Source organism: Rubrivivax rivuli (assembly GCF_004016505.1).
GTDB lineage: Bacteria > Pseudomonadota > Gammaproteobacteria > Burkholderiales > Burkholderiaceae_C > Rubrivivax > Rubrivivax rivuli.
The window spans coordinates 710,830-732,706 of sequence record NZ_SACR01000003.1 but is presented as its reverse complement, the minus strand read 5'-3'; the positions used below and the strand labels follow the sequence as shown (position 1 = coordinate 732,706).

18 protein-coding genes are annotated in these 21,877 nt (G+C 71.8%); 10 read left to right on the top strand and 8 right to left on the bottom strand.

The window, feature by feature from the left end:
* Window positions 1-65: 65 nt before the first annotated feature.
* From EOE66_RS11855 to EOE66_RS11825, 7 genes are all read left to right on the top strand, one after another.
* A complete protein-coding gene (locus tag EOE66_RS11855) occupies window positions 66-1,217 on the top strand; it encodes a CaiB/BaiF CoA transferase family protein (protein ID WP_128228868.1) in 1,152 nt (383 codons plus the stop codon).
* Complete coding sequence (locus EOE66_RS11850) at window positions 1,214-2,890, top strand: MBL fold metallo-hydrolase (RefSeq protein WP_128228867.1); 1,677 nt, start codon at window positions 1,214-1,216, stop codon at window positions 2,888-2,890. Before EOE66_RS11855 ends, EOE66_RS11850 begins: the two co-directional genes overlap by 4 nt.
* Window positions 2,891-2,961: 71 nt before the next feature.
* Window positions 2,962-3,348 carry an ATP-binding protein gene (locus EOE66_RS11845; protein ID WP_128228866.1) on the top strand — a complete coding sequence of 129 codons (387 nt, stop codon included), beginning with the start codon at window positions 2,962-2,964 and terminating at the stop codon, window positions 3,346-3,348.
* 228 nt (window positions 3,349-3,576) lie between these two features.
* The gene (locus EOE66_RS11840) at window positions 3,577-6,150 is read left to right on the top strand and encodes a hypothetical protein (protein WP_128228865.1); all 2,574 of its coding nucleotides are present in this window, start codon (window positions 3,577-3,579) and stop codon (window positions 6,148-6,150) included.
* Window positions 6,151-6,271: 121 nt separating this feature from the next.
* Window positions 6,272-7,345: a hypothetical protein gene (locus EOE66_RS11835; RefSeq protein WP_128228864.1), complete on the top strand. Its 1,074-nt coding sequence runs from the start codon at window positions 6,272-6,274 to the stop codon at window positions 7,343-7,345.
* A gap of 13 nt (window positions 7,346-7,358) precedes the next feature.
* The gene (locus EOE66_RS11830; protein ID WP_128228863.1) at window positions 7,359-7,865 is read left to right on the top strand and encodes a hypothetical protein; all 507 of its coding nucleotides are present in this window, start codon (window positions 7,359-7,361) and stop codon (window positions 7,863-7,865) included.
* Window positions 7,866-7,881: 16 nt separating this feature from the next.
* A complete protein-coding gene (locus EOE66_RS11825; RefSeq protein WP_128228862.1) occupies window positions 7,882-8,106 on the top strand; it encodes a hypothetical protein in 225 nt (74 codons plus the stop codon).
* A 45-nt stretch (window positions 8,107-8,151) separates the two neighbouring features.
* Here the strand turns inward: EOE66_RS11825 and EOE66_RS11820 are convergent, their stop codons facing one another.
* The 4 genes from EOE66_RS11820 to EOE66_RS11805 form a co-directional block, all read right to left on the bottom strand.
* Entirely contained in the window at window positions 8,152-8,937 is a 786-nt protein-coding gene (locus tag EOE66_RS11820) for an arginyltransferase (RefSeq protein WP_128228861.1), read from the bottom strand.
* Between the two features lie 63 nt (window positions 8,938-9,000).
* Complete coding sequence (gene aat / locus EOE66_RS11815; RefSeq protein ID WP_128228860.1) at window positions 9,001-9,738, bottom strand: leucyl/phenylalanyl-tRNA--protein transferase; 738 nt, start codon at window positions 9,736-9,738, stop codon at window positions 9,001-9,003.
* A gap of 1 nt (window position 9,739) precedes the next feature.
* Window positions 9,740-11,878: a prolyl oligopeptidase family serine peptidase gene (locus EOE66_RS11810; protein WP_128228859.1), complete on the bottom strand. Its 2,139-nt coding sequence runs from the start codon at window positions 11,876-11,878 to the stop codon at window positions 9,740-9,742.
* A gap of 2 nt (window positions 11,879-11,880) precedes the next feature.
* The gene (locus tag EOE66_RS11805) at window positions 11,881-12,447 is read right to left on the bottom strand and encodes a YaeQ family protein (RefSeq protein ID WP_128228858.1); all 567 of its coding nucleotides are present in this window, start codon (window positions 12,445-12,447) and stop codon (window positions 11,881-11,883) included.
* A 179-nt stretch (window positions 12,448-12,626) separates the two neighbouring features.
* Here EOE66_RS11805 and EOE66_RS11800 point away from each other — a divergent pair, with 179 nt between their 5' ends.
* Both EOE66_RS11800 and EOE66_RS11795 read left to right on the top strand, forming a co-directional pair.
* Window positions 12,627-13,433 (top strand): hypothetical protein, encoded by an 807-nt coding sequence (locus tag EOE66_RS11800; RefSeq protein WP_128228857.1) that lies wholly within the window; start codon window positions 12,627-12,629, stop codon window positions 13,431-13,433.
* 8 nt (window positions 13,434-13,441) lie between these two features.
* On the top strand, window positions 13,442-15,520 hold the full coding sequence (locus EOE66_RS11795) for a M3 family metallopeptidase (RefSeq protein WP_128228856.1): 2,079 nt from the start codon (window positions 13,442-13,444) through the stop codon (window positions 15,518-15,520).
* A gap of 19 nt (window positions 15,521-15,539) precedes the next feature.
* On the opposite strand, the gene EOE66_RS11790 is transcribed toward EOE66_RS11795, so the two are convergent.
* The 3 genes from EOE66_RS11790 to EOE66_RS11780 all read right to left on the bottom strand — a co-directional run bounded on the left by EOE66_RS11790 (window position 15,540) and on the right by EOE66_RS11780 (window position 20,495).
* A complete protein-coding gene (locus EOE66_RS11790; RefSeq protein WP_128228855.1) occupies window positions 15,540-18,251 on the bottom strand; it encodes a hybrid sensor histidine kinase/response regulator in 2,712 nt (903 codons plus the stop codon).
* Between the two features lie 95 nt (window positions 18,252-18,346).
* A complete protein-coding gene (locus EOE66_RS11785; RefSeq protein ID WP_128228854.1) occupies window positions 18,347-19,120 on the bottom strand; it encodes a LytR/AlgR family response regulator transcription factor in 774 nt (257 codons plus the stop codon).
* A gap of 7 nt (window positions 19,121-19,127) precedes the next feature.
* Window positions 19,128-20,495 (bottom strand): sensor histidine kinase, encoded by a 1,368-nt coding sequence (locus EOE66_RS11780; protein ID WP_245479007.1) that lies wholly within the window; start codon window positions 20,493-20,495, stop codon window positions 19,128-19,130.
* A 154-nt stretch (window positions 20,496-20,649) separates the two neighbouring features.
* On the opposite strand from EOE66_RS11780, the gene EOE66_RS11775 reads away from it, so the two are divergent.
* Entirely contained in the window at window positions 20,650-20,862 is a 213-nt protein-coding gene (locus tag EOE66_RS11775; RefSeq protein WP_128228853.1) for a hypothetical protein, read from the top strand.
* 27 nt (window positions 20,863-20,889) lie between these two features.
* Here EOE66_RS11775 and EOE66_RS11770 read toward each other — a convergent pair whose 3' ends face one another.
* Entirely contained in the window at window positions 20,890-21,870 is a 981-nt protein-coding gene (locus EOE66_RS11770; protein ID WP_128228852.1) for a Bug family tripartite tricarboxylate transporter substrate binding protein, read from the bottom strand.
* Between the last annotated feature and the right edge of the window lie 7 nt (window positions 21,871-21,877).

The window sequence follows — 21,877 nt, the reverse complement described above, 5'->3', positions numbered from 1 at the left end:
GGGCCTGGGTTGGGGCAGGGCGTTCGAACTGTAGGCCGCGGCGCGCTGCGGCACACTCCCCCACCATGCAAGTTGCCGGGCCGCTGCAAGGCCTCCGTGTCATCGAACTCGCCGCCATCGGCCCCGTGCCGCTGGCCGGCATGCTGCTGGCCGACCTGGGCGCCGAAGTGCTGCGCATCGACCGCCCCGAGGCCAGCGGCCTGGGCCTGGACCTGCCGCCCGAGCGCGACATCAACGCCCGCGGCCGGCGCAGCATCGCGCTCGACCTGAAACAGCCCGCCGGCCGCGCCGCTGCGCTGCGCCTCATCGAACGCGCCGACGTGCTGCTGGAAGGCCTGCGCCCTGGCGTCACCGAGAAACTCGGCCTCGGCCCGGCCGACTGCCACGCGCTGAACCCGGGCCTGGTCTACGGCCGCATGACGGGCTACGGCCAGACCGGCCCGCTGGCGCAGACGGCCGGGCACGACCTGAACTACATCGCGCTCACCGGCGTGCTGCACGCCATCGGCCCGGCTGGCGGCAAACCCGTGCCGCCGCTGAACCTGGTGGGCGATTACGGCGGCGGCGCGCTGTATCTGGCCTTCGGCGTGCTGGCCGCGCTGTTCGAGCGCCAGCGCTCGGGCCTGGGGCAGGTGGTGGACGCGGCCATGGTCGACGGCGCGGCTTCGCTGGCGTCCCTCTTCTGGGGCCTGCAGGGCGCTGGCGGCTGGCGGGCCGAGCGAGGCCAGAACTTGTTGGACGGCGGCGCGCCGTTCTACGACACCTACGAAACCGCCGACGGCCAGCACATCGCCCTGGCGGCGCTGGAGCCCAAGTTCTTCGCCCAACTGGCCGAAGCGCTGGGCCTGGACTACGCTTTCGTGCACGGTCAGCACGACCGCCGCCTGTGGCCTGCTATGCGCGCAGCCATCGCCGCGGCCGTGAAGCAGCACAGCCGCAGCGCATGGTGCGAACGGCTGGAAGGCCGCGACGTGTGTTTTGCGCCCGTGCTGAGCTTCGAAGAGGCCGCCACGCACCCGCATGCGCTGGCGCGCAGTGCCTTCGCCACGGTCGGCGGCCTGGTGCAGCCGGCGCCGGCCCCGCGCTTCAGCCGCACGCCCGCCGGGCCGCTGCGCCCGCCGCCGGCCATCGGCGCCGATGGCGAAACGCTGCTGCAAGAGGCCGGCTTTTCCGAGACCGAGATCGCCGCGCTGCGCGCGGCTGGAGCATTGCGATGAACGCCCCGTCCTACGAACCGCCGCCCGGCACGCGACCCTCGGCCTCGCTGCTGCTGCTGCGCGATGCCGCCGAAGGCGTGGAAGTGCTGATGCTGCGCCGCGCCGAGCGCGACGGCGACCAGCGCAGCGGCGCCGCCGTCTTCCCCGGCGGCCAGCTCGATGCACGCGACCACGCCGCGCATGCGCTGTGCCTGGGGCCCGGCGACGCCGAAGCCAGCGCACAGCTGGGCGTCGCGGCCGGCGGGCTCGATTACTTCATCGCCGCGGTGCGCGAGACCTTCGAGGAAGCCGGCCTGCTGCTGGCCACGGGCGCGCCCGACCTCGCTGCGCTGCACCCCTGGCGCGACCGCCTGCAGTCGGGTGAAGCCAGCTTCTTCGATTTCTGCCAGGCCACCGGTGTGCAGCCCGATCTGCGAGGCCTGGTCTACGCCGCGCACTGGCTCACGCCGCGCGGCGCGCCCAAGCGCTTCGACACGCGTTTCTTCGCCGTGCGCGCCCCGGCCGGCCAGCAGGCCGAGGTGGACCACGGCGAGGCCGTGGCGCTGATGTGGCTGCGCCCGGCGCAGGCGCTGGACCAGGCGCTGGGGCTGAAGCTGCTGCCGGTGACGCGCGAGTTGCTGAAGGAACTGGGCGGCTACCGCGATGTCGATGCTGCGTTGGCCGCCATGGCCGAGCGCGCCGCGCGCGGCGCCGTGCCGCTGGTGGAGCCGCGCCGCGCGCTCACGGCCCGCGGCCCGGGCGTGGTGCTGCCGCACGAGTTGCCTTATGCCGAGATCGGCCGGCTAGACCCGCAGGGCCACGGCGAGGCCCACGCCACGCTGGTGGCCGGCCGCGTGGTGGCGCTGTCGCCGCGCGTGCTGCGCATCACCGCGCCCAACCCGGGCCCGATGACGGGGCCGGGCACCAACACCTACCTGGTGGGCGGCGGCGCAGCGGGCAGCGGCTGGACGGCCATCGACCCCGGCCCCGAGAGCGCACCGCACCTGCAGGCCCTGCTGGCGGCGCTGGCCGAGCGCGGCGGGCGGCTGGAACGCATCCTCGTCACGCACACCCACCGCGACCATTCGCCCGGTGCCGCCGCGCTGGCCGCCGCCACGGGCGCGCCGGTGTGGGGCCGCGTGGCCGACCACCCGGCCTGGCAGGACGAGACCTTCCGCCCCGACCACGTGCCGCAGCACGGCGAACGCATCGCTTGCGGCGAGGGCGCCACGCTGCGCGTGTGGCACACGCCGGGCCATGCCAGCAACCACCTGTGCTACCTGCTGGAAGAAGAACGCCTGCTATTCACCGGCGACCACGTCATGCAGGGCAGCACGGTGGTCATCAACCCGCCCGATGGCGACATGGCGGTCTACCTCGCCTCGCTGCACGAACTGCTGCAAGCGCCGCTGGACTGGCTGGCCCCGGGCCACGGCTACCTGGTGGCCGAACCGCACGCGGTGCTGCGCGCCCTGATCGCCCACCGCCTGAAGCGCGAGGCCAAGGTGGCGCAGGGCCTGCAGCAGGCCGGCCCTGGCACGCTGGCTGAACTGGTGGGCACGGTCTACGACGACGTGCCGGTGGCCTTGCACGGCGTGGCGCAGCGTTCGTTGCTGGCGCACCTGCTGAAGCTGCAGGCCGAGGGCCGTGCGGCGGTGGATGGCCAGCAGCGCTGGGCGGCAGCCGAACGCTAGTCTCGTGCGCTCGAAGTCCCTGCACCCCTCGGTGCAGGGCACTGTCGGCTTCAGGGTGAGCCGGCTTCACGTTGTCGGCCGTCTCGCTCTACGACTTCAGCTCTCAGCCCCGCCCCGTTCGCAACCGGGTGCTGGCGCAGGCGGGCCTGGGCTTCGTCGAGAGGCGCCAGTGCATGCACTTCCAGGGGCAGCCCGGCACCGGCAAGAGCGTCGTCTTCGCCATCCTGGCCGAACCGGTGAACGCCATGCGCAAGGCCGAGCGCGCGTGCAGGCTGCTGCATCGGTTGCGGTTCCTCAGCCGCCACCTGCGCCTGAACCTGCTCCACACGGGCCGGTCCATGACGGCGCTGCCGCCATCGATCGCGCGGCAGTCCCGAACCCGGCCCTGGATCCAGGTGCGGCCTGGGCCGTTGCGCGCGCGGCCCGGCAGCATCGCGCGACCCAGGCCCCAGTGCTGAATGCCCTGCAGCGCGGCAGAGGGGGCTGGCCTAGCCCTGCATGCTGCCGATCGAGCGGGGGCACGAAGGGGCGGGCGTCTGCTGTGCAGCCCTGCCTGCCGGCGCAGGGGCCTGCCGGGCACTACCCTGGCAACCGCCAGCGGGCTAAGATCAAGCGGTGGTTGCGTCGTCCGGATGACGCCCGCACGCTGCGCCGCCGCAGCTCGCACCCACGTCGCCGGAGTCTGCATGCCGCGTCACACTTACGAGTGCAAGAAGGTCGCCGCCGAAACGGAATCGGAAATCGGCCTCATCTGTCTGCTCAAGCAGGGCAAGCCCGCCGGCTCGTCGGTGACCTTCGTCGTCTACCACGACGGCGCCGAGAAGCATCGTATCGACGGCGCCGTGGTGGCCGACCCGCGCGCCCGCGCGGGCAAGGCGGCCACCGCCAAGTACGTGCCGCCGCTGGTGCCCGACGACAAGACGCACTATGTCGTCACCTACAAGGCCATTGCCGACGGCGAGGAGTACAAGCTCGACGACGAGATCCACGTCTGGCCGCGCAAGGCCAAGCTCACCACGCGCAACGAGGACGACACCAAGCCGCTGAAGAACTTCAAGTTCAAGGTGATGCAGGGCGGCGCGCAGACCGGCAGCAACCTCGTGACCGAGGGCGATGACCCGGCAACGCTGGAGTTCAAGCTCGAGGCCGGCAAGCCCTTCACGCTGGAAGCGCTGGACCCGTACGAGTTCATCGGTGTGCCGGCTGCGCAGAACGGCAAGCTGCGCGAGCTGAAGTCCACCGGCCGCGTCAACTTCACGCCCGAGTTCGTGAAGCCCAAGCGGCCGGGCGACGGCCAGATCATCCAGTGGGTCAACATGGACGCCGACCCGGCGCTCAAGGGCACCGACGGCCTGGGCGACACGGTGGAGGTGACCGTCGGCGTGGACGGCGACCGCGACCCCACCTCGGGCAACACCATCACCAAGCCGCTGGGGCAGGCGGGCATCTACGTGTACGTGAAGGTCGTCTTCAGCGGCCCCGGCGGCAAGAAGAGCCTGCGCAACACCCCCAAGACCGAACTGGCCGACGGGCTCAACCTGCTCAGCCGTGCTGCCGTGAAGGAGGCTGCCACCGACGCGCAGTGGGAATACACCGGCAAGGTGGACCTGGCGCTCGCCGGGGGCGTGGGCAAGTTCAAGCTCGCGCTCGGTCTGGCCGGGGGTGACACCTGCACGGTGTCGCTCGGCAGCACGCCGGCCTGCAACGGCCCGACGCTGACCTTCACCAACTGGCGCAAGCGCTGGTACGAACTGATGGCGCCCGACTTCATGGTCATGAACACGCGCGTCGTGGGCGGCGTCAGCATGCGCGACTTCCCGGCCGCCGGGCGCACCGTCATCACCGACTCGGGCCTGACCACCTTCACCGAGTACGAGATCCACAAGAGCTTCTCGTTCACCGAGCTCGAGGCCACCACCGCGGGCAAGGGCTCGGTGCTGCCCCGCGAGTTCTTCGGCCAGACCAGCGGGCCGGACAAGCGCTACCTGCTGACGCGGCTGACGATGCAGACGCCGCCGAAGGCCTTCGACAACGGCAAGGGGTCGCGCTGCATGACCGTGCTGCTGTGCGATGACATCTTCGTCAGCGACGGCGCCAGCAAGGGGCACCCTGACCGCGAGCGCACGATCACCACCACCACGGCCGAAGCCGACCTCGACCTGGCCACCACCGTCTCCAGCAGCTGTGTGTGGCACCCGGTCTCGGCCAACCGCACGCGGGCTGCGGCCGACACCATCATCGCGCTCAAGTGGACGGCCAACATCGCGCGGCCGACCGACTACCAGGGCCCGGCCGATTACGACTTCGAAACCGACGTGGACGACCCCACGATCGACGGCACCAGCAAGGACCGCCGCCTGCGCATCGAGGAGCTCACGCAGAACCCGGCGCCCTGCACGGTGGTGTTCAAGAACCCGCTGATCGGCAACACGCCCACCACGCTGGATGGCGCCGCCAAGTCCGCCATCAACGCCTGGCTGGCCAGCCTGTGGACCGACGCGAAGGTCCGGCCGCACGGCTTCGAGCTCCGGTTCCGCATCACCGGCTTCGGCGGCAACGCCAACCGCAACGCACGCTTCGACGCCGTGCGGGCGCACATCCAGAACCAGATGGGCACCGCCGCGCCGCAGTTGTACAAGCACCTCGGACTGACGGCCGCCGGCGCCTGCCGCACCGGGCCGCTGGACTGGGCCGCCACCGTGAACATGGGCCGCAGCCACGCGCAGCGCATCGCGGTCGACCTGCCCGCCGTCAACCCCGACGACCCGGGCAGCCTGGCCGGGGCGCTGAGCGACACGCAGTGCCCCATCGACGTGTACTTCAAGTTCGAGCACCAGGTGAAGATCAATGGCAACGCCAACAACCCCTGGGTCGTGATCAAGCTGGGCACCGAGGGCCCGGCAGCGCCCGAGTGCGTGAGCGAGACCGTCATGCACGAAGGGGCGCACCGCCTGGGCCTGGCGGCGCCGGCGCATGGCGTTCCGGGCATCCCGGCGGCCAAGAAGATCGACGAGGCCGATGCCGTCTACCCCCACAACGGCACGCTCGGCCACTACTACACGGGCCACGGGCACAACGGCGGCCACTGCGCCTACGGCCTGAGCGACGCGCAGAAGGGCACCGACCCGTTCAACTGGACCACGAGCCAGGCCTGCAAGTGCTTCCTGTACGGCTCGGGCGGCCGCGACGACAGCAGCCGGCGCCGCATGAGCTTTTGCCCGCAGTGCCAGGACATCCTGCGCGGAAAGGAACTCACTTGACCACGGGAGCCCCCACGTGCACCAAACCGCCCGCGCTGCCGCGCTGGCCGCTTGCCTGGCAGCCGCGCTGGCCGCATGCATCGGCCCCGGTGCCCCGACCAGGCCGCATGGAGGCGCCACGATGACCCAGACCGGCCCGCTGCAGCTCGACGACGCCGACTTCTGGTCCGACCCCGAGCGCACGCGGCGGCAGGTGGCCGCGCCGCTGGAGGCGGCACGCCGCAACGTGCTGCTGTTCGATGCGCCGACGCGGGTGCCGCTCGAGACCCGAGAGTCGCTGCCGACGCAGGCGCTCCACGTGGGCGACAGCCGCTCGTTCCGCGACCGCCCCTACGAGCGCTTCGCCGTCGTGCTGGCCACCGACCTGGACAACAACATCACGGTGGCCGCCGCGGCAGTGCCGCCGATCGAGGACGAGACCGCGCCGCTGCCGCCGATCGACCGCTCGGCGCCGGTGCAGGACGCGGTGGGCAACGACGCCTACACGATCGACCTGCGCGAACGCCTGAACCTGCCCTGGGAGCCGGGCCGCTACCTGGCGCGGATGATCCTGCTCGACGAGCTGACACCGCCGCGCCTGATCGAGCTCACCAGCGCGCGCCCGCCCGACCCGGCGGTGGAACGCTACCAGCAGGAAGCCGCCAACCGCACGCGCGTGCCGGCGCTGGTGCCCGCGCCCGGCGGGCCGCTGCCGCAGCAGCGCGGCGCGCAGACGCCGGCCGTGCCGTCCAAGACCGGCCTGCAGCTGACGGCCCCGCGGGTGTGCGTGCTCGATGCCGGTGCGCCCTGCGTGCTGCGCGGCGCCTTCCGGCTGCCACTGCTGCGGCGCCACCTGCTGCCGCCCGGCCCGCCGCGGCCGGGCACCGAGGAGATCCACGCCCAGTTCGCAGCCGCCGCCCGCGCCGCCGGGACGGGGGCGCCGCCGGCGCTGCCGCAGGCGGTGGTGCCGGTCACGCTGGTGGCGGTGGGCGACGTGGGCGGCGGCCCTTCGGTGTGGCGGCTGGTGCTGCCGGTGCACGATCCCATCGACCACAACGGCACGCGTCCCGTGGGAACCGGCAGCTTCGCGATCGACCTGCGCGAACTGCGCGGCTTCACCGGCGTGCAGCAGACGTGGTACCTGTATGCGTTTTCCGACGAGGTGGCGTCCGGGCCGGTGGTCGTGGGCCTGACGGTCTCGCCGCGCACGCCCTGAAGCCCAGCGCCCGATGCCGCAAGCGCACCTGAAGATCCGCCGCGCCCAGCTGCATGCGCTGCGCGAGCCGGTGTTCGAGGAGTACCTGCGCCGCCTGGCCGCGCATGTGGCTGGCGTGTTCCCCGAGCATGAAGCGCTGCTGGCCACGGCCAAGGGCCTGCGCTTCGTGCGCCACTGCGTGCAGCGCGCGCAACGGCTGGGCATCACCGACCAGCACGGCATCGCGCTGTTCACCGACCTGTGCACCGCACTTGGCCCGCGCTGGGACCAGGATGCACGTCTCGACTGGATCGGCGAGTTGCTCGCCGTACGCGAACTCAGCAGCGCCGCGCGGCTTCTGATGGTCTACGAGAGGGTGCGCGCGCGCCTGCCCGGCCCGCCGCTGGCGCCGCCGGAACTGGAGCGCGAGATCGATGCGCTGGGCCTGGCCGAACCCGCGCGCGGGCGCACGGGCCTGGCGCGGCCGGAGGTGCCGCAATGGCCTGCCGGCCACTGGGGCCCGCGCTCGCAGCGGCCCTGAACACGGAGCCTGCACCATGAGCCACTGGACCGAGCGCGCCCAGACCGCCGCCAACGCCGAGATGGGTGCAGGTGCTGCCGACGCGCCCGTCGTCGACTGCGAGGACCGGACCTGGGAGCCGATGGCCGACATCCTGGAGCTGCCGGACTGGCAGCCCATCGCCGAGGTCAAGCCGATCGGCTTGGACGAGCTGCATGCCGGCCCGCCGGCCGCGCCAGCGCCGGCGCAAAACGCCGGCTGACAAGTCGCTGCGCCGGCCGGGAGCGGCCGAGAGCGGCGAGAAGCGCTAGACGCCGCCGCGGTGGGCCGCCGCAGCATCGGCAGACCTCACCTCGGCCTCGGCTTGCCAGCGGCCGTCCACCAGCAGCTGGTGCGGGCGGAACTGCTGCTTGTAGGCCATCTTCGGGCTCTGCGCGATCCAGTAACCCAGGTAGACGTGCGGCAGCTTGAGCTGGCGCGTCTGCTCGATCTGCCACATCACGCTGTAGGTGCCGTAGCTGGTGTGGGGCTCGGGTTCGTAGAAGGTGTAGACGGCGGAGATGCCGTCGCTCAGCACGTCGAGGATGGACACCATCTTCAGCGCGCCGGGCAGGCCGTCATCGCCGGCCGGCTCGCGGAACTCGACCATGCGGCTGTTGACACGGCTCTGCAGCAGGAACTGCGTGTACTGGTCGACGCTGTCGTGGTCCATGCCGCCGCCACTGTGGCGGCCGGATTGGTAGCGCAGGTAGAGCTGGTAGTGCTCGGGCACGAAGCCCAGGCGCAGCACACGCGCCTTCAGGCCCTGGTGCTGCTTGACCGAGCGGCGCTGGCTGCGCGTGGGCGTGAAGCCGGCCACCGGCACGCGCAGCGGCACGCAGGCGCGGCAGCCGTCGCAGTAGGGGCGGTAGGTGAACAGGCCGCTGCGCCGGAAACCGTTGGCCACCAGGCCCGAATAGGTGTCGGCGTGGATCAGGTGGCTGGGCGTGGCCACCTGCGAACGCGCCTGCCGGTCGGGCAGGTAGCTGCAGGGATAGGGGGCCGTTGCATAGAACTGCAAGGACCGCAGCGGCAGTTCCTGGGGGTGCGTCACGGGCGGGGTTTCAGCGGCGAGGCTCAGGCAGTGGGCGCCGGGGTGGAGCGGCTTTTGGCGGCATCAGGCCGCTTCGTCCAGCAGCCGCCAAGCCGCTTCATCATAGGCCCAGGGCTGCACCTCTGCCGACCCCGCGGCTGCGGTGACGTGGGCCAGGAATTCACGGCGCGGGATTTCGTGCGCGCCGAAGCTGGCCAGGTGCCGCGTGTTCTGCTGGCAGTCGATGAGCGCCACGCCGCGCGCGCGCGCGGCGGCGACGAAGGCGGCCAGCGCGATCTTCGAAGCGTCCGTGCGGTGCGCGAACATCGATTCGCCGAAACACATGCGACCGATGGCCACGAAGTACAGGCCGCCCACGAGCTGCCCGTCGACCCAGGTCTCCACGCTGTGCACGCGCCCGGCGCGGTGCCAGGCGGTGTAGGCGGCCACCATGGCCGGCACGATCCAGGTGCCGTCCTGGCCTTCGCGCGGCGTGCCGGCGCAGGCCTGGATGACGGCCTCGAAGGCGCTGTCGAAGCGGATCTCGCAACCCGGCGTGCGCCGGAAGCGGCGCAGCGTCTTCTTCAGGCTGTGGCTGAGCCTGAAGGCCGCCGTGGGCAGCACCATGCGCGGCTCGGGGCTCCACCACAGCACCGGCTGGCCGGCGCTGTACCAGGGGAAGAGCCCGCTGCGGTAGGCCTCTTCCAGCCGCTCAGGCGCCAGACCCCCACCCGCGGCCACGAGCCCAGGCGCATCGCTGTCCGGCCCCAGCGCCGTGCTGGCGGGGGGCAGGGGCTGGCCGGGCTCGAGCCACGGGATCAAGTCACTTCCCGGCCAACTGCATCCAGAGGAAGGTGTACTCCAGCGCCATCATCTGCGCGCGCTGGCCGTTGTCGGCCGCGCCGCCGTGGCCGCCTTCGATGTTCTCCCAGTACAGCAGCGGGTGGCCTTGCTCGCGCATCTTCGCGGCCATCTTGCGGGCGTGGCCGGGGTGCACGCGGTCGTCGCGCGTGCTGGTGGTGAACAGCACCTTGGGCATCTTCACGCCCGGCTTCACGTTCTGGTAGGGGCTGTACTTCGAGATGAAGGCCCAGTCTTCCGGCTTGTCGGGGTTGCCGTACTCGGCCATCCAGCTGGCGCCGGCCAGCAGCTTGTGGAAACGCTGCATGTCCAGCAGCGGCACCTGGCAGACCACGGCATTGAACAGCTCGGGCCGCTGCACCATCACCGCGCCCACCAGCAGGCCGCCGTTGCTGCCGCCCTGGATGCCCAGGTGCTGCGGGCTGGTGATCTTCTGGGCGATGAGGTCTTCGGCCACGGCGGCGAAGTCGTCGTAGCTCTTCTGCTTGCTGGCGAGGATGGCGCCCTGGTGCCAACCCGGGCCGAACTCGCCGCCGCCGCGGATGTTGGCCAGCACGTAGACGCCGCCCTGGCCCGTCCAGGCGCGGCCGATGCCGCCCGAGTACCAGGGCGTGAGCGAGACCTCGAAGCCGCCGTAACCGTAGAGCAGCGTCGGGTTCTTGCCATCGGCCTTCGCGCCCTTGGGCCAGATTACGAAGTAGGGCACCTTGGTGCCGTCCTTGCTGGTGGCGAAACGCTGCTCGGCGCGCATGCCGGTGGCGTCATAGAAGCTGGGGCGCGACTTCAGCACCTCGCGCGCATCGCTGCCGGTGCGGCCGAGCTGCAGCGTGTCGGGCTGCAGGAAATCGGCCACGTTCATGAAGTAGGCCTCGGCCAGCGGGTCGTCCTTCAGCAGCGGGTCGTGCAGCGGCGTCACGCCCAGGCTGCCGGGGTAGGGGGCCTTCACGTCGCGCTTGCGCCAGCCCTTGGTGCCGGGCTGCGTGGCGGGCTGCCACTCTTCGATGCGGGTGGCCACGTTGTCCAGCACGTCCAGCAGCAGCTTGCTCTTGGTGGCGCCGAAGCTCGCCAGCGAACGCGTGGCGCTGGGCAGGAAGATGGCGTCGAAGCGGCGCTCACCCTTGAGGTAAGCCGCCGCATTGCCCGCCAGCAGGGCTCCGCGCGGCCAGGTGCGTTTGCCGATGGTCCAGTCGCTGCGCAGCTCGATCAGCACGAACTCGCGCCAGAAGCTCAGCTTGGCGTCGGCGGGCTTGTCGATGCGCACCGGCTTGCCGCCCTGCAGCAGGAAGAGCTCGTCGCTGTAGAAGGTGACGGCGCGACCCATCAGCGTGCGCTCGAAGCCCGGCGTCTTGTCGACGCTGACGTAGGCGGCCACGTCCTTCGCCTCGCCCTCGAAGACCGTGACGGCGCTGGCCAGCGGCGTGCCGCGCTTCCACTGCTTGACGACGCGCGGGTAGCCCGAATCGGTGAGCGAGCCGGCGCCGAAATCGGTGCCGACATAGATGTTGTTCTCGTCGATCCACTCGACGTTGCTCTTGGCTTCGGGCAGCGTGAAGCCGCCTTCGATGAAGGTCTTGGTGACGGTGTCGAACTCGCGCACCACCGTGGCGTCGGCGCCGCCGCGCGACAGCGCGATCAGGCAGCGGCGGTAGTCGGGGCCCAGGCAGCTGCTGCGGCTCCAGACCCAGTTCTCCTTCTCGGCCTTGCCCAGGGCATCGACGTCGATCACCGTCTCCCACTTCGGCTGCGGCTTGCGGTACTCGGCCAACGTGGTGCGGCGCCACAGGCCGCGCGGGTTGGCCGCGTCGCGCCAGAAGTTGTAGAGCCAGTCGCCGCGGCGCGTGACGTAGGGAATCTGCTCACGGCTGTCGAGCACCTCGCGCAGGCTGGTCTTGAGCTTGTCGAAGCCCGGGCGCGCCTGCAGCAGGCCTTCGCTTTCGGCATTGCGCTCGCGCACCCACGCCAGCGCCTTCTCGCCCTGCACGTCTTCGAGCCAGAGGTAGGGGTCGGTGGCCGTGGGCGAGGTCTGCGGGGTCTGGGACATGGCGGCTTGGCTCAGCGCAAGGCCCAAGGCCAGCGCAGGGAAGAGTTGATGGAGTTTCATGCTCAGTACTTCGAGGTGGGCGCCTTCAGCGGGGCGGGGTGGACTTCAACACTGCGTTCGTTGTTCCCTATCCAGACCTGCCCGTCCTGCACCGTCACCTGCAGCTGCATGCTGCGGGCGGCCAGTTCGGCCAGGGCCTGGCTCTGCGCGGCGGGCAACTGCCACACCCACAGGTTGTTCAGCCTTGTCAGCTTGTTCTGCACGCCGGCCCACCAGATGTGGGCCGCGCTGCTGTAGGTGTAGAGCAGCACGCGGTCGGCCCGGCCGGCGGCGCGCACGAGGCGGCGCTCGTCGGGCTGGCCGACCTCGATCCACTGCCGCACCTCGCCCGAGAGGCTGTGCTGCCAGAGGTCGGGCTCCTCGGCATCGGCGGCGCCGCGCGCGAAGGCCAGCGCCCCGTCGTGGTCGTCGGCCGGCACGTGCAGCGCATAGGCCAGCAGCCGCACCATCATGCGTTCGTCGGTTTCGGAGGGCTCGCGCGCCAGCGTCACCTGGTGGGTGGCGTAGAGGTTGCGATCCATGTCGGCGATCTGCAGCGTCGCCTTGTGCACGGTGGCCTTGATGGCCATCAGCGGGCTCCGCGCTGGGGTTGGCGGCAAGTCACGGCGGGCGGTTTCGGCAAGGCAGGCTTCCGGCGCCGCAGGGGCGCAAAGCCGAGCACTGTGCCACAGCGGCGGCCGGCCGCGGCCGGGTGGCATCATTCGCACCCTGGCCGGCGCGCCCGGCAATGAACATCCAAGGAAAGACGATGAAGGTCCAGACCCTCGTGCTCGCCGGCGTTTGCCTGGCGTTTGCGGGCACCGCCCCCGCCCAGACCCCTGCAGCCCCGGCGAAGCCGGCGGCCCCCGCCAAGCCTGCGGCAGCCAAGCCCGCCGCACCGGCCAAGACCAGCACGGCCAAACCGGCCGCCACGCCAGCCCCCAGCGCCGGTGCGCAGGCGGGCACGAAGTCGCTGGGCGGCACGGTGGTCGCCAACAGCGGCCCCATCCTCACGCGCGACGAGTTGCGCGCCTGCCTGGCCGAGCGCGACACCATCGCCAAGCGCCTGGAGACGCTGGACGGCCAGCGCGCGCCCATGGAAGCCGAGCGCAAGGCCATCGAGACCGACCGCGAGGCCGTGAAGGTGGCACGCGACGCGCTGGAAGGCCAGCGCGGCAAGAGCGAGGCCTTGAGCGCGCGCTTCAACGAGCACAAGACCAAGCTCGAGACCTTCAACAAGACGGTGGCCGACTTCAACGACAGCAACCCGCGCCCCGGTCCCAACACCGACCGCCGCCGCGCGAACTTCGCCAAGGAAAGCAAGGAGCTCAACGAGGCCCTGGCCGCCCTGCGCACCGAGGCCACCGCGCTGGAGGCCGACACCAAGGGTGTGGTGGAGGGCTACAACGCCAAGGTCACCGCGCTGAACAACCGCGCCGACGCGTGGAACAAGCGCAACGCCGAACTCAACGCCGAGCGCGACAAGATCAAGGCCGACGACACCGCCTGGATCGCCAACTGCAGCGACCGCCGCTACCGCGAGGAAGACGAGATCGCCATCCGCAACGGCAAGTGAGGCGACCGATGAGCGAGCCCAACCCGCTGCTGCAGCCCTGGCACACCCCGCACGGCCTGCCGCCTTTCCAGGCCTTGCAAGCGGCGCACTTCCCGCCAGCGCTGCAGGCGGCGATGCAGCAGCACCGGGAAGAGCTCGCCGCCATCGCCGCACAGGCCGCCGCGCCGAGCTTCGAGAACACGCTGGCCGCCTTCGACCGCGCAGGCCGGCAGCTCGGGCGCATCGCCGCCACCTTCAGCAACCTCAACAGCTCGGCCACCAGCCCGGCCTTGCAGGCCGTGCAGCGCGAGATGGCAGCGCCGATGGCCGCCCACCACAGCGCCGTCTACAACGACGCGAAGCTCTTCGCCCGCGTGGCCGCGCTGCATGCAAGACGGGAAACGCTGGGCCTGAGTGCCGAGCAGCAGCGCCTGCTCGACCGCGTGCACACCGACTTCGTGCGCGCCGGCGCCCAGCTCGCACCCGAGGCCCAGGCCCGCCACGCGCAGGTGATGCAGCAGCTGGCGCAGCTGACCACGCGATTCGCGCAGAACGTTCTGCACGACGAAAGCAGCTGGACGCTGGCACTGCCCGACGAGGCTGCGCTGGCCGGCCTGCCCGACTTCGTGCGGGCCAACGCCGCCCAGGCGGCGGCCGACCGTGGGCTGCCGGGCCACGTGATCACGCTCTCGCGCTCGCTGGTGGTGCCTTTCCTGACCTTCAGCACCCGCCGTGACCTGCGCGAGCTGGCCTGGCGCGCCTGGACCAGCCGCGGCGAGCATGCCGGCGAGCACGACAACCGCGAGGTGGTGCGCGACATCCTGCGCCTGCGCCGCGAGCAGGCAGCGCTGCACGGCCACGCCTGCTACGCCGACCACGCGCTCACCGACACCATGGCCGGCACGCGCAAGGCCGTGCAGGGCCTGCTGGGCGAGGTGTGGCCCCGCGCACTGCAGGCCGTGGAGCGCGAGCGCCAGGCCTTGCTGCAGCAGATGCAGGCCGAAGGCGGGGGCGCGGCCGTGGTCGAGATCGAGCCCTGGGACTGGCGCTACTGGGCCGAGAAGGTGCGCCGTGCGCGCTACGCGGTCGACGACGCCGAGGTCAAACCCTATTTCGAGCTGGGCCGCGTGGTGGCCGCGGCCTTTGACTGCGCCGAGCGTCTCTTCGGCCTGCGCTTCCAGGCCCGGGCCGACATCCCGGTCTACCACCCCGACGTCAAGGCCTACGAGGTCTACGACCGTGAAGGGCGGCTGCAGGGACTCTTTCTGCAGGACAACTTCGCGCGGCCCACCAAGCGCAGCGGCGCCTGGATGAGCAACCTGCGCTGGCAGCACCGCAACGCGACGCCGGGCGGCGTGGACGAGGCGCAAGTGCCGGTGATCCTGAACAACAACAACTTCGCCAAGGGCAGCCCCGGCGCCCCCACGCTGCTGAGCCTGGACGACGCGCGCACGCTCTTCCACGAATTCGGCCACGGCCTGCACGGCCTGCTGAGCAACGTGACCTACGAACGCCTCTCGGGCACCCAGGTGCTGCGCGATTTCGTCGAGCTGCCCTCGCAGATCTTCGAGCACTGGATCAACGAGCCCGAGGTGCTGCAGCGCCACGCCCGGCACTTCGAGACCGGCGAGCCCATCCCGGCCGAACTGCTGCAGCGCCTGCAGCGCGCGCAGCAGTTCAACCAGGGCTACGAGACCGTGCGCTACACCGCCAGCGCGATGGCCGACCTGGCCATCCACTCGCTGGGCGATGCCGAGCCGCCTGCCGATGTGTGCGCCTGGGAGGCCGATCTGCTGCAGCGCGCCGGCCTGCCGCATGGCGTGGGCCTGAACCACCGGCTGGTGCACTTCCAGCACCTGTTCGCGGGCAGCAGCTACGCCGCCGGCTACTACGTCTACCTCTGGGCCGAAGTGCTCGATGCCGACGGCTTCGAGGCCTTCACCGAAGCCGGCAGCGCCTTCGACCCGCAGGTGGCGCAGGCCCTGCACCGTTACATCTACAGCAGCGGCAACAGCCTGGAGCCTGGAGCGGCCTACGCGGCCTTCCGCGGCCGGGCCGCGACGGTACAGCCGCTGCTGAAGAAGAAGGGGCTGCTGCAGCCCGCCTAGCCCGTGGGCTGCAGGGCTTTCAGGCGGCGGACGCTGGCGGCCCGAACAGCGCTTCCAGCGAGGCGAGGAAGGCCGTGAAGTCCAGCGGCTTGGTCCAGTAATCGCTCATGCCGGCGGCCAGCGCACGCTCGATGTCCTCGGGCATGGCGTTGGCCGACAGCGCGATCACCGGCACCTGCGCCAACGCCGCCTGGGCGCGCAGGCGGCGCAGCACCTCGAAGCCGTCCATGTCGGGCAGCTGCATGTCCAGCAACACCAGGTCGGGCACCAGGGCGGCGGCCTGCTGGAGCCCGCGGGCGCCGTCCTCGGCCACGTGCAGGTGCAGGTCGGGCCGGCGCTGCAGCAGCTCGCGGATGATCAAGGCGTTGACGGGGTTGTCCTCGATGTAGAGCAAGGTGGCGCGTGCCGATGCGGCAGCGGGGGCCGCGGCTGGCGCCGGCGGGGGCGCCAGCTCGGCTTCCTCCGGGCTCTGATCGGGGGCCCACTGCCCGTCGGCCAGATGCAGCTCGAAGGTGCTGCCCACGCCCGGCTCGCTCTCCACGTGCACGCTGCCACCCATGCGTTCGAGCAGCGCCTTCACGATGGCCAGGCCGATGCCCGAGCCCTCGATGGCGTCGGGCCCTTCGTTGCGCCGGCCCAGGCGGTTGAAGGGCTCGAAGAGGTGGCGAAGCTGCTCTGCGTCCAGGCCGCGGCCGGTGTCCTTCACGCGCAGCACGCGCAGTCGCCCGCGGGCCACGGCCTCGATGCGCACGCTGCCGCCTCGCCGGTTGTACTTGATGGCGTTGGTCAGCAGGTTCAGCAGGGCCTGGCGCAGCCGCGTGGCGTCGGCCAGCACACTGCCTTCCAGCGTGCCCAGGTGCAGCTGCACGCCATGCTGCTCGCGCAGGTCGCCCAGCATGGGCAGCGTCTGCGCCACCAGCGGCGCCAGGGCCACGGGCTGCAGCGCGATGCGCAGTTCGCCGCTTTCCAGGCTGGAGAGGTCGAGCACGTCGTTGATCAGCGCCAGCAGGTGCTGCCCCGCAGAGCGGATGTGCTCCACCCGTCGCCGGCGTGCCTGGGTGCGTGCATCGTGGCCCGCTTCGGGACCTGCTTCCTCGGCCAGCAGCAGTTGCGCGAAGCCCAGCACAGCGTTCAGCGGGGTGCGCAGTTCGTGGCTCATGCGCGCCAGGAAGCGGCTCTTGGCGCGGCTTTCGCCCAAGGCGATCTCGCGGTCGCGGCGGGCGGCCTCGGCATTGCGCTTGTCGGTGATGTCCCAGTTCAGGCCGATGCGGCGGCGGCTGCTGCCCGTGCTGATCTCCACCGAGCGCGAGGCCAGCCAGCGCACCTGCCCGTCGGGCCAGACGACGCGGAACTCGTTCTCGAAGGCGTCGCCACGGGCGAAGGTCTCGTTCAGCTTCGGGTAGAGCCAGACGCGGTCGTCGGGGTGCACGCACTCGGCGCGTTCGGCCTCGCTCATGGCACGCGCCTCGGGCTGGCGGCCGCGCAGCCGCCACATCTGGCTGTCCCAGGTGGCTTCGCCGGTGTCCAGGTCGAGCTGCCAGGCGCCAAGGCCGGCGCCGCGCGCCGCCAGGGCCACGCTCTCCTCGGCTGCGCGCAGGGCCTGCTCGGCGCTGCGACGCTCGGTGAGGTCGATGATGATGCCGAACATCACCGGCGGGTCGGTCTCACGCTCGATGCGGGTGTGGGTGGCCAGGTGTCGCACGCTGCCATCGGGGCGCAGGGCGCGCAGCGTGAGGTCGTGGCTGGGTTCGCGGCTGCGCAGCCAGGCCTCGAAGTGCTGCTGCACCTCGGCCCGGTCATCGGGGTGCACGCAGCGCGTCAACCATGCGCCGAGCGTCAGGGGGGGCTCGCCGGGGGGCAGCGCGAACATCGCGCGCATCGGCGCGTTCCAGGTCGGGGTGGCGTTGCGCTCGGCCATCCAGTAGCCGATGCCGGCGGCCTCGGTGGCCAGCGCGAAGCGGCGCTTCGTCTCGGCGGCCTGGCGCTGCTCTTCGTGCTGCGCCGTCACGTCCATCGCCACGCCGATGAAGGCCTGCGGCTGGCCGAGCGCATCGCGCTGCAGCACGCGCCGCGTCATCACCTGGCGCCAGCTGCCATCGGCACGGCGGTAGCGTGCCTCCATGTCGGTGGGCCCAGGCACCTGCAGGGCCCGCTGGGCCGAGGCCAGCACGCGCGGCAGGTCGTCGGGGTGGATGAACTCGCGCACCTCGTCGATGGACAGGCCCTCGGGCCGCGGCGGGATGTCCAGCACGCGGTAGGCCTGGGCGTTGTAGTGCATGCGCTGCGTGGCCAGGTCGTGCCGCCAGACGGCGATGTTGCCGAGGTCGACGGCCAGGGCCAGCGCCGACTGCGCCTCGGCCAGCGAGTTGTCGCCAGCCACGGCCGTGGGGCCCGAAGCTGGTTGCAGCGCCAGCACCCAGCCGCCACCCGGCAGCGGCTGGCTGTGCGCGTCGAGCCAGCGCCCGGCACTGCCGCTGCGCGCCAAGGCCCGCTGCACGGGCTGCGGGCCCAGCAGGACTTCGGCGTCCCGTTCGTCCCGGCACAGCGCCGCCAGGGGCAGGCCGGGCGCAAGCGTGGCTTCGCACAGCGCGTGTGCAGCCGCGTTGGCATACTGCACAAGGCCTGTGGCGTCGACGTGCAGCAGCGCGGTCGGCGCCGCTGCTAGCAGGGCCTGGGCCAGGTCGGCGGCCGGTGTGGCGGCGGGCAGGTCTTGGGGCTCGGGCGGTGGCATCTCGCGGAGGGCTCACACGCGGGTGTGGCGGGGGGCTGCTGCCCGCACAGTATCGCGCGGCGCGTGCCCAGCCGCTCGAAAAGGGCTCCCGCGCCCTACATCGGCTTGAAGCGCCAGGCCCAGGCCTGGCTCACCGCCAGCGTCTCGGCGTGCTGGCGCAGGTGCAGCGTGATGCGGCCGAGTTCGTCGCGCTGGGCGCGGGCGATGGCGCTGGCGCGCACGATGGCGCCGCGGTGCACCTGCCAGAAGACCTCGGGGTCCAGGCCGTCGGCGATCTCGCGCAGCGGCTTGCGCACGTGGGCTTCGTCGTTCGCCGTGACGACGCGCGTGTATTTCTCGTCGCTCTGGAAGAACAGCACCTCGTCGATGGCGAACATCTTGATGGTGTCGCCCACGCTGGCGCTCAGCCAGCGCAGGCGCGGCGCGCCGCCGCTCTCGGCCCCGCTCGCGCCCTGCAGGCGGCCGGCCAGGTGCTGCAGCAGCTGCTGGATGTCGGGCACCGGGGCCGGGCCGCGCAGGCGCTGCTGCAGGCGCTGCACCGCCTGCGCCAGGCGCTCGGCGTTCACGGGCTTGAGCAGGTAGTCCACCGCGCCGGCGTCGAAGGCGGCCACCGCGTGGCTGTCGTAGGCGGTGGTGAAGACGGTGTGGCAGCGCCCGCTGGCGGCCCGCGCGACATCCAGCCCGTTCATGCCCGGCATGCGGATGTCGAGGAAGGCGATCTGCGGCGCGTGCAGTTCCAGGGCTTCCACGGCACCCGGCCCGTCTTCGCACTCGGCCACCACCTGCAGCTCGGGCCAGGCGCTGGCCAGCATGCGGCGCAGCTCGGCGCGGGGCAGGTCTTCGTCGTCGGCGATCAGGGCGGTGGGCATCGCAGGCTCACTCCGGGGGCAGGCTGAGGGTGGCGGCCACGCCGCCGTCGGGCAGGGCCTTCAGGACCAGGGCAGCGGCGTCGCCGTGGATCTGGCGCAGCCGCTCGCGGATGTTGCTCAGGCCCAGGCCGCTGCCGCCCACGCTGGCGCCGAAGCCGGCGCCGTCGTCGGCCACCGTCACCTCCAGGCCGCCGTCGCTGCGGCGCTGCGCGATGACCTGCACGCGCACCGGGCCCACCTTGGGTTCGGCACCGTGCTTGACGGCGTTCTCGGCCAGCGAGATCAGCATCAGCGGGGGGCAGCGCAGAGCCAGCAGGTCATCGTCGGCCTGCACGGCCCAGCTCAGGCGCGGCATGCGCGCCGACATCAGGCCCAGGTAGGCGCGCACGATTTCCAGCTGCGCGCCCAGCGTGGCGTCGGTGTCGCCGCTGCTGCGCAGCCGCGGGATGGCCGCACGCAGGTAGTCGACGAGGTGGTCGATCATTTCGCTGGCCCGCGCCGGGTCGGTGGCGATGGCGCTGCGCACGCCGGCCAGCGTGTTGAAGAGGAAGTGCGGCTCCACCTGCGCGGCCAGCACGCTCAGGCGCAGCTCGGCCTCGCGGCGCTGGGCCTGTGCGCGTTCGAGCTCCTGCTCGCGCGCCAGCGCTGCCAGGCCCTGCCGCTCACGGCGCCAGCCCCACAGCGCCACGCCACCGGCCATCCAGAAGCTGAAGAGCGCGCTGGTGACGCCGTTGCTGAAGCGGGTCATCGCGCTCAGCGGGATGTCTTCCTCGGCCCGGCCGGCCGTGCCCGGTGCAGAGGCCGGCAGCACCGGGGGCGCGCTCATGCTGATGCCGATGGAAACCGCCACGCGCTTGCGCTTGCCGCTTTCATCGACGGCGCCTGTGGCCTCGGCGATGGCCTGCTTCAAAGGCTCGCTGCCGAACTGGTGGAAGGCCAGCAGGGCCAGCACCGCGGTGGCCACGGCCGCGGCCAGCGCGTTGCGCTCCAGGGTTTCGGGCCAGCCCTGGCGGCGCACCCACAGGCCCAGCAGCGGCCCGATGAGCAGCGGCGCGAAGAGTTGCACCGCCAGCTGCGCCAGCGCCCCCAGCGGTGCCTCCGCCAGCGGCTGGCGCGCCACCAGGGGTGAGGCGGTCAGCAGCAGCGCCACCAGCAGCACGAGCGCGAAAACGCCGATGCGGCCGCGCACCCAGGGCGCGCTGAACACCGGGTAGCGGCGGTAGCGGGTGAACCAGCCGTGGGCGCTGCCCGTCAGTGCCACGGGCAGTTCGGCGTCCAGCGGGTGCAGCATGGGCGCGGATGCTGCCGCAGCCGCTGCCGTTGCCGCGCCCGGATGCGGCACGGTGCCCGCGGCAGTGGAGGAAGACAGTGCCATGGGTGCGCAGCCTAACCGCCCTCGTGGCCCTTGCGCAGGGCTGCGACCAAGGCCCGGCTCCGGCGGATCAAGCCCACGGGCCGGGGCACGAAAAGGCCTCTGTGGGCTGCGCTAAGCTGCGCGCCCGCGCCACAGCTGCACTTCGACCGGCCCCATGCAACTCAGCCGCCTCTGGCAACCGCGCCGTCTGCTCTTCTGGCAGATGGTGATGTTCAACGTGCTCTCTTCGGTGTGCGGCTACGCGCTGCGCGCGCTGCCGCTGAACACCCTGGGCTTGCTGCTGGTGGGTGGCGTGGCGCTGCTGAACGTGGCCTTCGGCCTGCTGGCGGCGTGGATGCTCATGAAGGACCCGCCGCCGCCGCGCTGAGCGGCGGCCTGCGCGTGCCTCGGCCGCTCAGAGCGGCTGGAAGCCTGTCTTGCGGATGATCTCGGCCCAGCTCTTCGTGTACGCGCGCTCGCGTGCCGCCAGCGCGCCCGCGTCCATGAACTCCACGCTCAGCCCCAGGGCCGTGAGGCGCGTTCTGACTTCGGCTTGCTGCAGCACCTTGGCCAGCGCCGCGCCGAAGGCGTCCACCACGGCCTTGGGCGTGCCCGCCGGTGCGAAGAAGCCGTAGTAGGGCAGGGCCTCGAAGCCGCCCATGCCCAGTTCGGCCAGCGTGGGCACGTCGGGGAGCACGGCCTGGCGCGTGGTGCCGCCCACGGCCAGCAGGCGGATGCGCCCGGCCTTGTGGTTCTCGATGAAATCAGGCACCGAGCCGATGCCGGCGGCGATCTGGTTGCCCAGCATGTCGGCCATCATGGGCGCGCTGCCGCGGTAGGGCGCCGGCACCAGATCGAGCTGGTACTGCCCGCCCAGCAGCTTGACCATGAATTCGGGCGTGGAGGCCGGCGCCGGCACGCCCACCACGCCCTTGCCCTGGCCGTTGGCCTTCACCCAGGCCACGTACTCGGCCAGGCTCTTGGCCGGTGTGCCCGGCGACACGGCGAAGCCGTTGACGAAGCTCGCAAAGCCGGCCACGGGGGTGAAGTCCTTCGCGGGGTCGAAGCCCGGCGTCTTCGACACCAGCGGCAGCACGCTCACGGTGTGGTCGTGCGTGATGAAGAGCGTGCTGCCGTCGGCGGGTGCCGCCTTCAGCGCCTGCGCCGCCAGCTGGCCGCCGGCGCCGGGCTTGTTCTCCACGATGACGGTGACGCTCAGCTCGTCCTTCAGCTTCTCGGCCAGCACGCGGGCGATGGCGTCGGTGCCGCCGCCGGCCGGGAAGCCGACCAGGATCTTCAACGTCTTGCTCTGCGCCAGCGCCGGGCCGGCAGCCAGGGCCAGCGTGGCGGCAGCCAGGGCGCCCAGCACGGCGCGGCGGGGGGTGGGGGTGCGCATGGGGAAA

Bases quoted from the DNA above. Each gene is read 5' to 3' on its own strand.
- EOE66_RS11855 (WP_128228868.1), top strand. From the start codon at position 66: ATGCAAGTTGCCGGGCCGCTGCAAGGCCTCCGTGTCATCGAACTCGCC.
- EOE66_RS11825 (WP_128228862.1), top strand. From the start codon at position 7,882: ATGAGCCACTGGACCGAGCGCGCCCAGACCGCCGCCAACGCCGAGATG.
- EOE66_RS11810 (WP_128228859.1), bottom strand. From the start codon at position 11,878: ATGAAACTCCATCAACTCTTCCCTGCGCTGGCCTTGGGCCTTGCGCTG.
- EOE66_RS11795 (WP_128228856.1), top strand. From the start codon at position 13,442: ATGAGCGAGCCCAACCCGCTGCTGCAGCCCTGGCACACCCCGCACGGC.
- EOE66_RS11780 (WP_245479007.1), bottom strand. From the start codon at position 20,495: ATGGCACTGTCTTCCTCCACTGCCGCGGGCACCGTGCCGCATCCGGGC.
- EOE66_RS11770 (WP_128228852.1), bottom strand. From the start codon at position 21,870: ATGCGCACCCCCACCCCCCGCCGCGCCGTGCTGGGCGCCCTGGCTGCC.
- EOE66_RS11790 (WP_128228855.1), bottom strand. From the start codon at position 18,251: ATGCCACCGCCCGAGCCCCAAGACCTGCCCGCCGCCACACCGGCCGCC.
- EOE66_RS11840 (WP_128228865.1), top strand. From the start codon at position 3,577: ATGCCGCGTCACACTTACGAGTGCAAGAAGGTCGCCGCCGAAACGGAA.
- EOE66_RS11775 (WP_128228853.1), top strand. From the start codon at position 20,650: ATGCAACTCAGCCGCCTCTGGCAACCGCGCCGTCTGCTCTTCTGGCAG.
- EOE66_RS11800 (WP_128228857.1), top strand. From the start codon at position 12,627: ATGAAGGTCCAGACCCTCGTGCTCGCCGGCGTTTGCCTGGCGTTTGCG.
- EOE66_RS11805 (WP_128228858.1), bottom strand. From the start codon at position 12,447: ATGGCCATCAAGGCCACCGTGCACAAGGCGACGCTGCAGATCGCCGAC.
- EOE66_RS11785 (WP_128228854.1), bottom strand. From the start codon at position 19,120: ATGCCCACCGCCCTGATCGCCGACGACGAAGACCTGCCCCGCGCCGAG.
- EOE66_RS11850 (WP_128228867.1), top strand. From the start codon at position 1,214: ATGAACGCCCCGTCCTACGAACCGCCGCCCGGCACGCGACCCTCGGCC.
- EOE66_RS11835 (WP_128228864.1), top strand. From the start codon at position 6,272: ATGACCCAGACCGGCCCGCTGCAGCTCGACGACGCCGACTTCTGGTCC.
- EOE66_RS11830 (WP_128228863.1), top strand. From the start codon at position 7,359: ATGCCGCAAGCGCACCTGAAGATCCGCCGCGCCCAGCTGCATGCGCTG.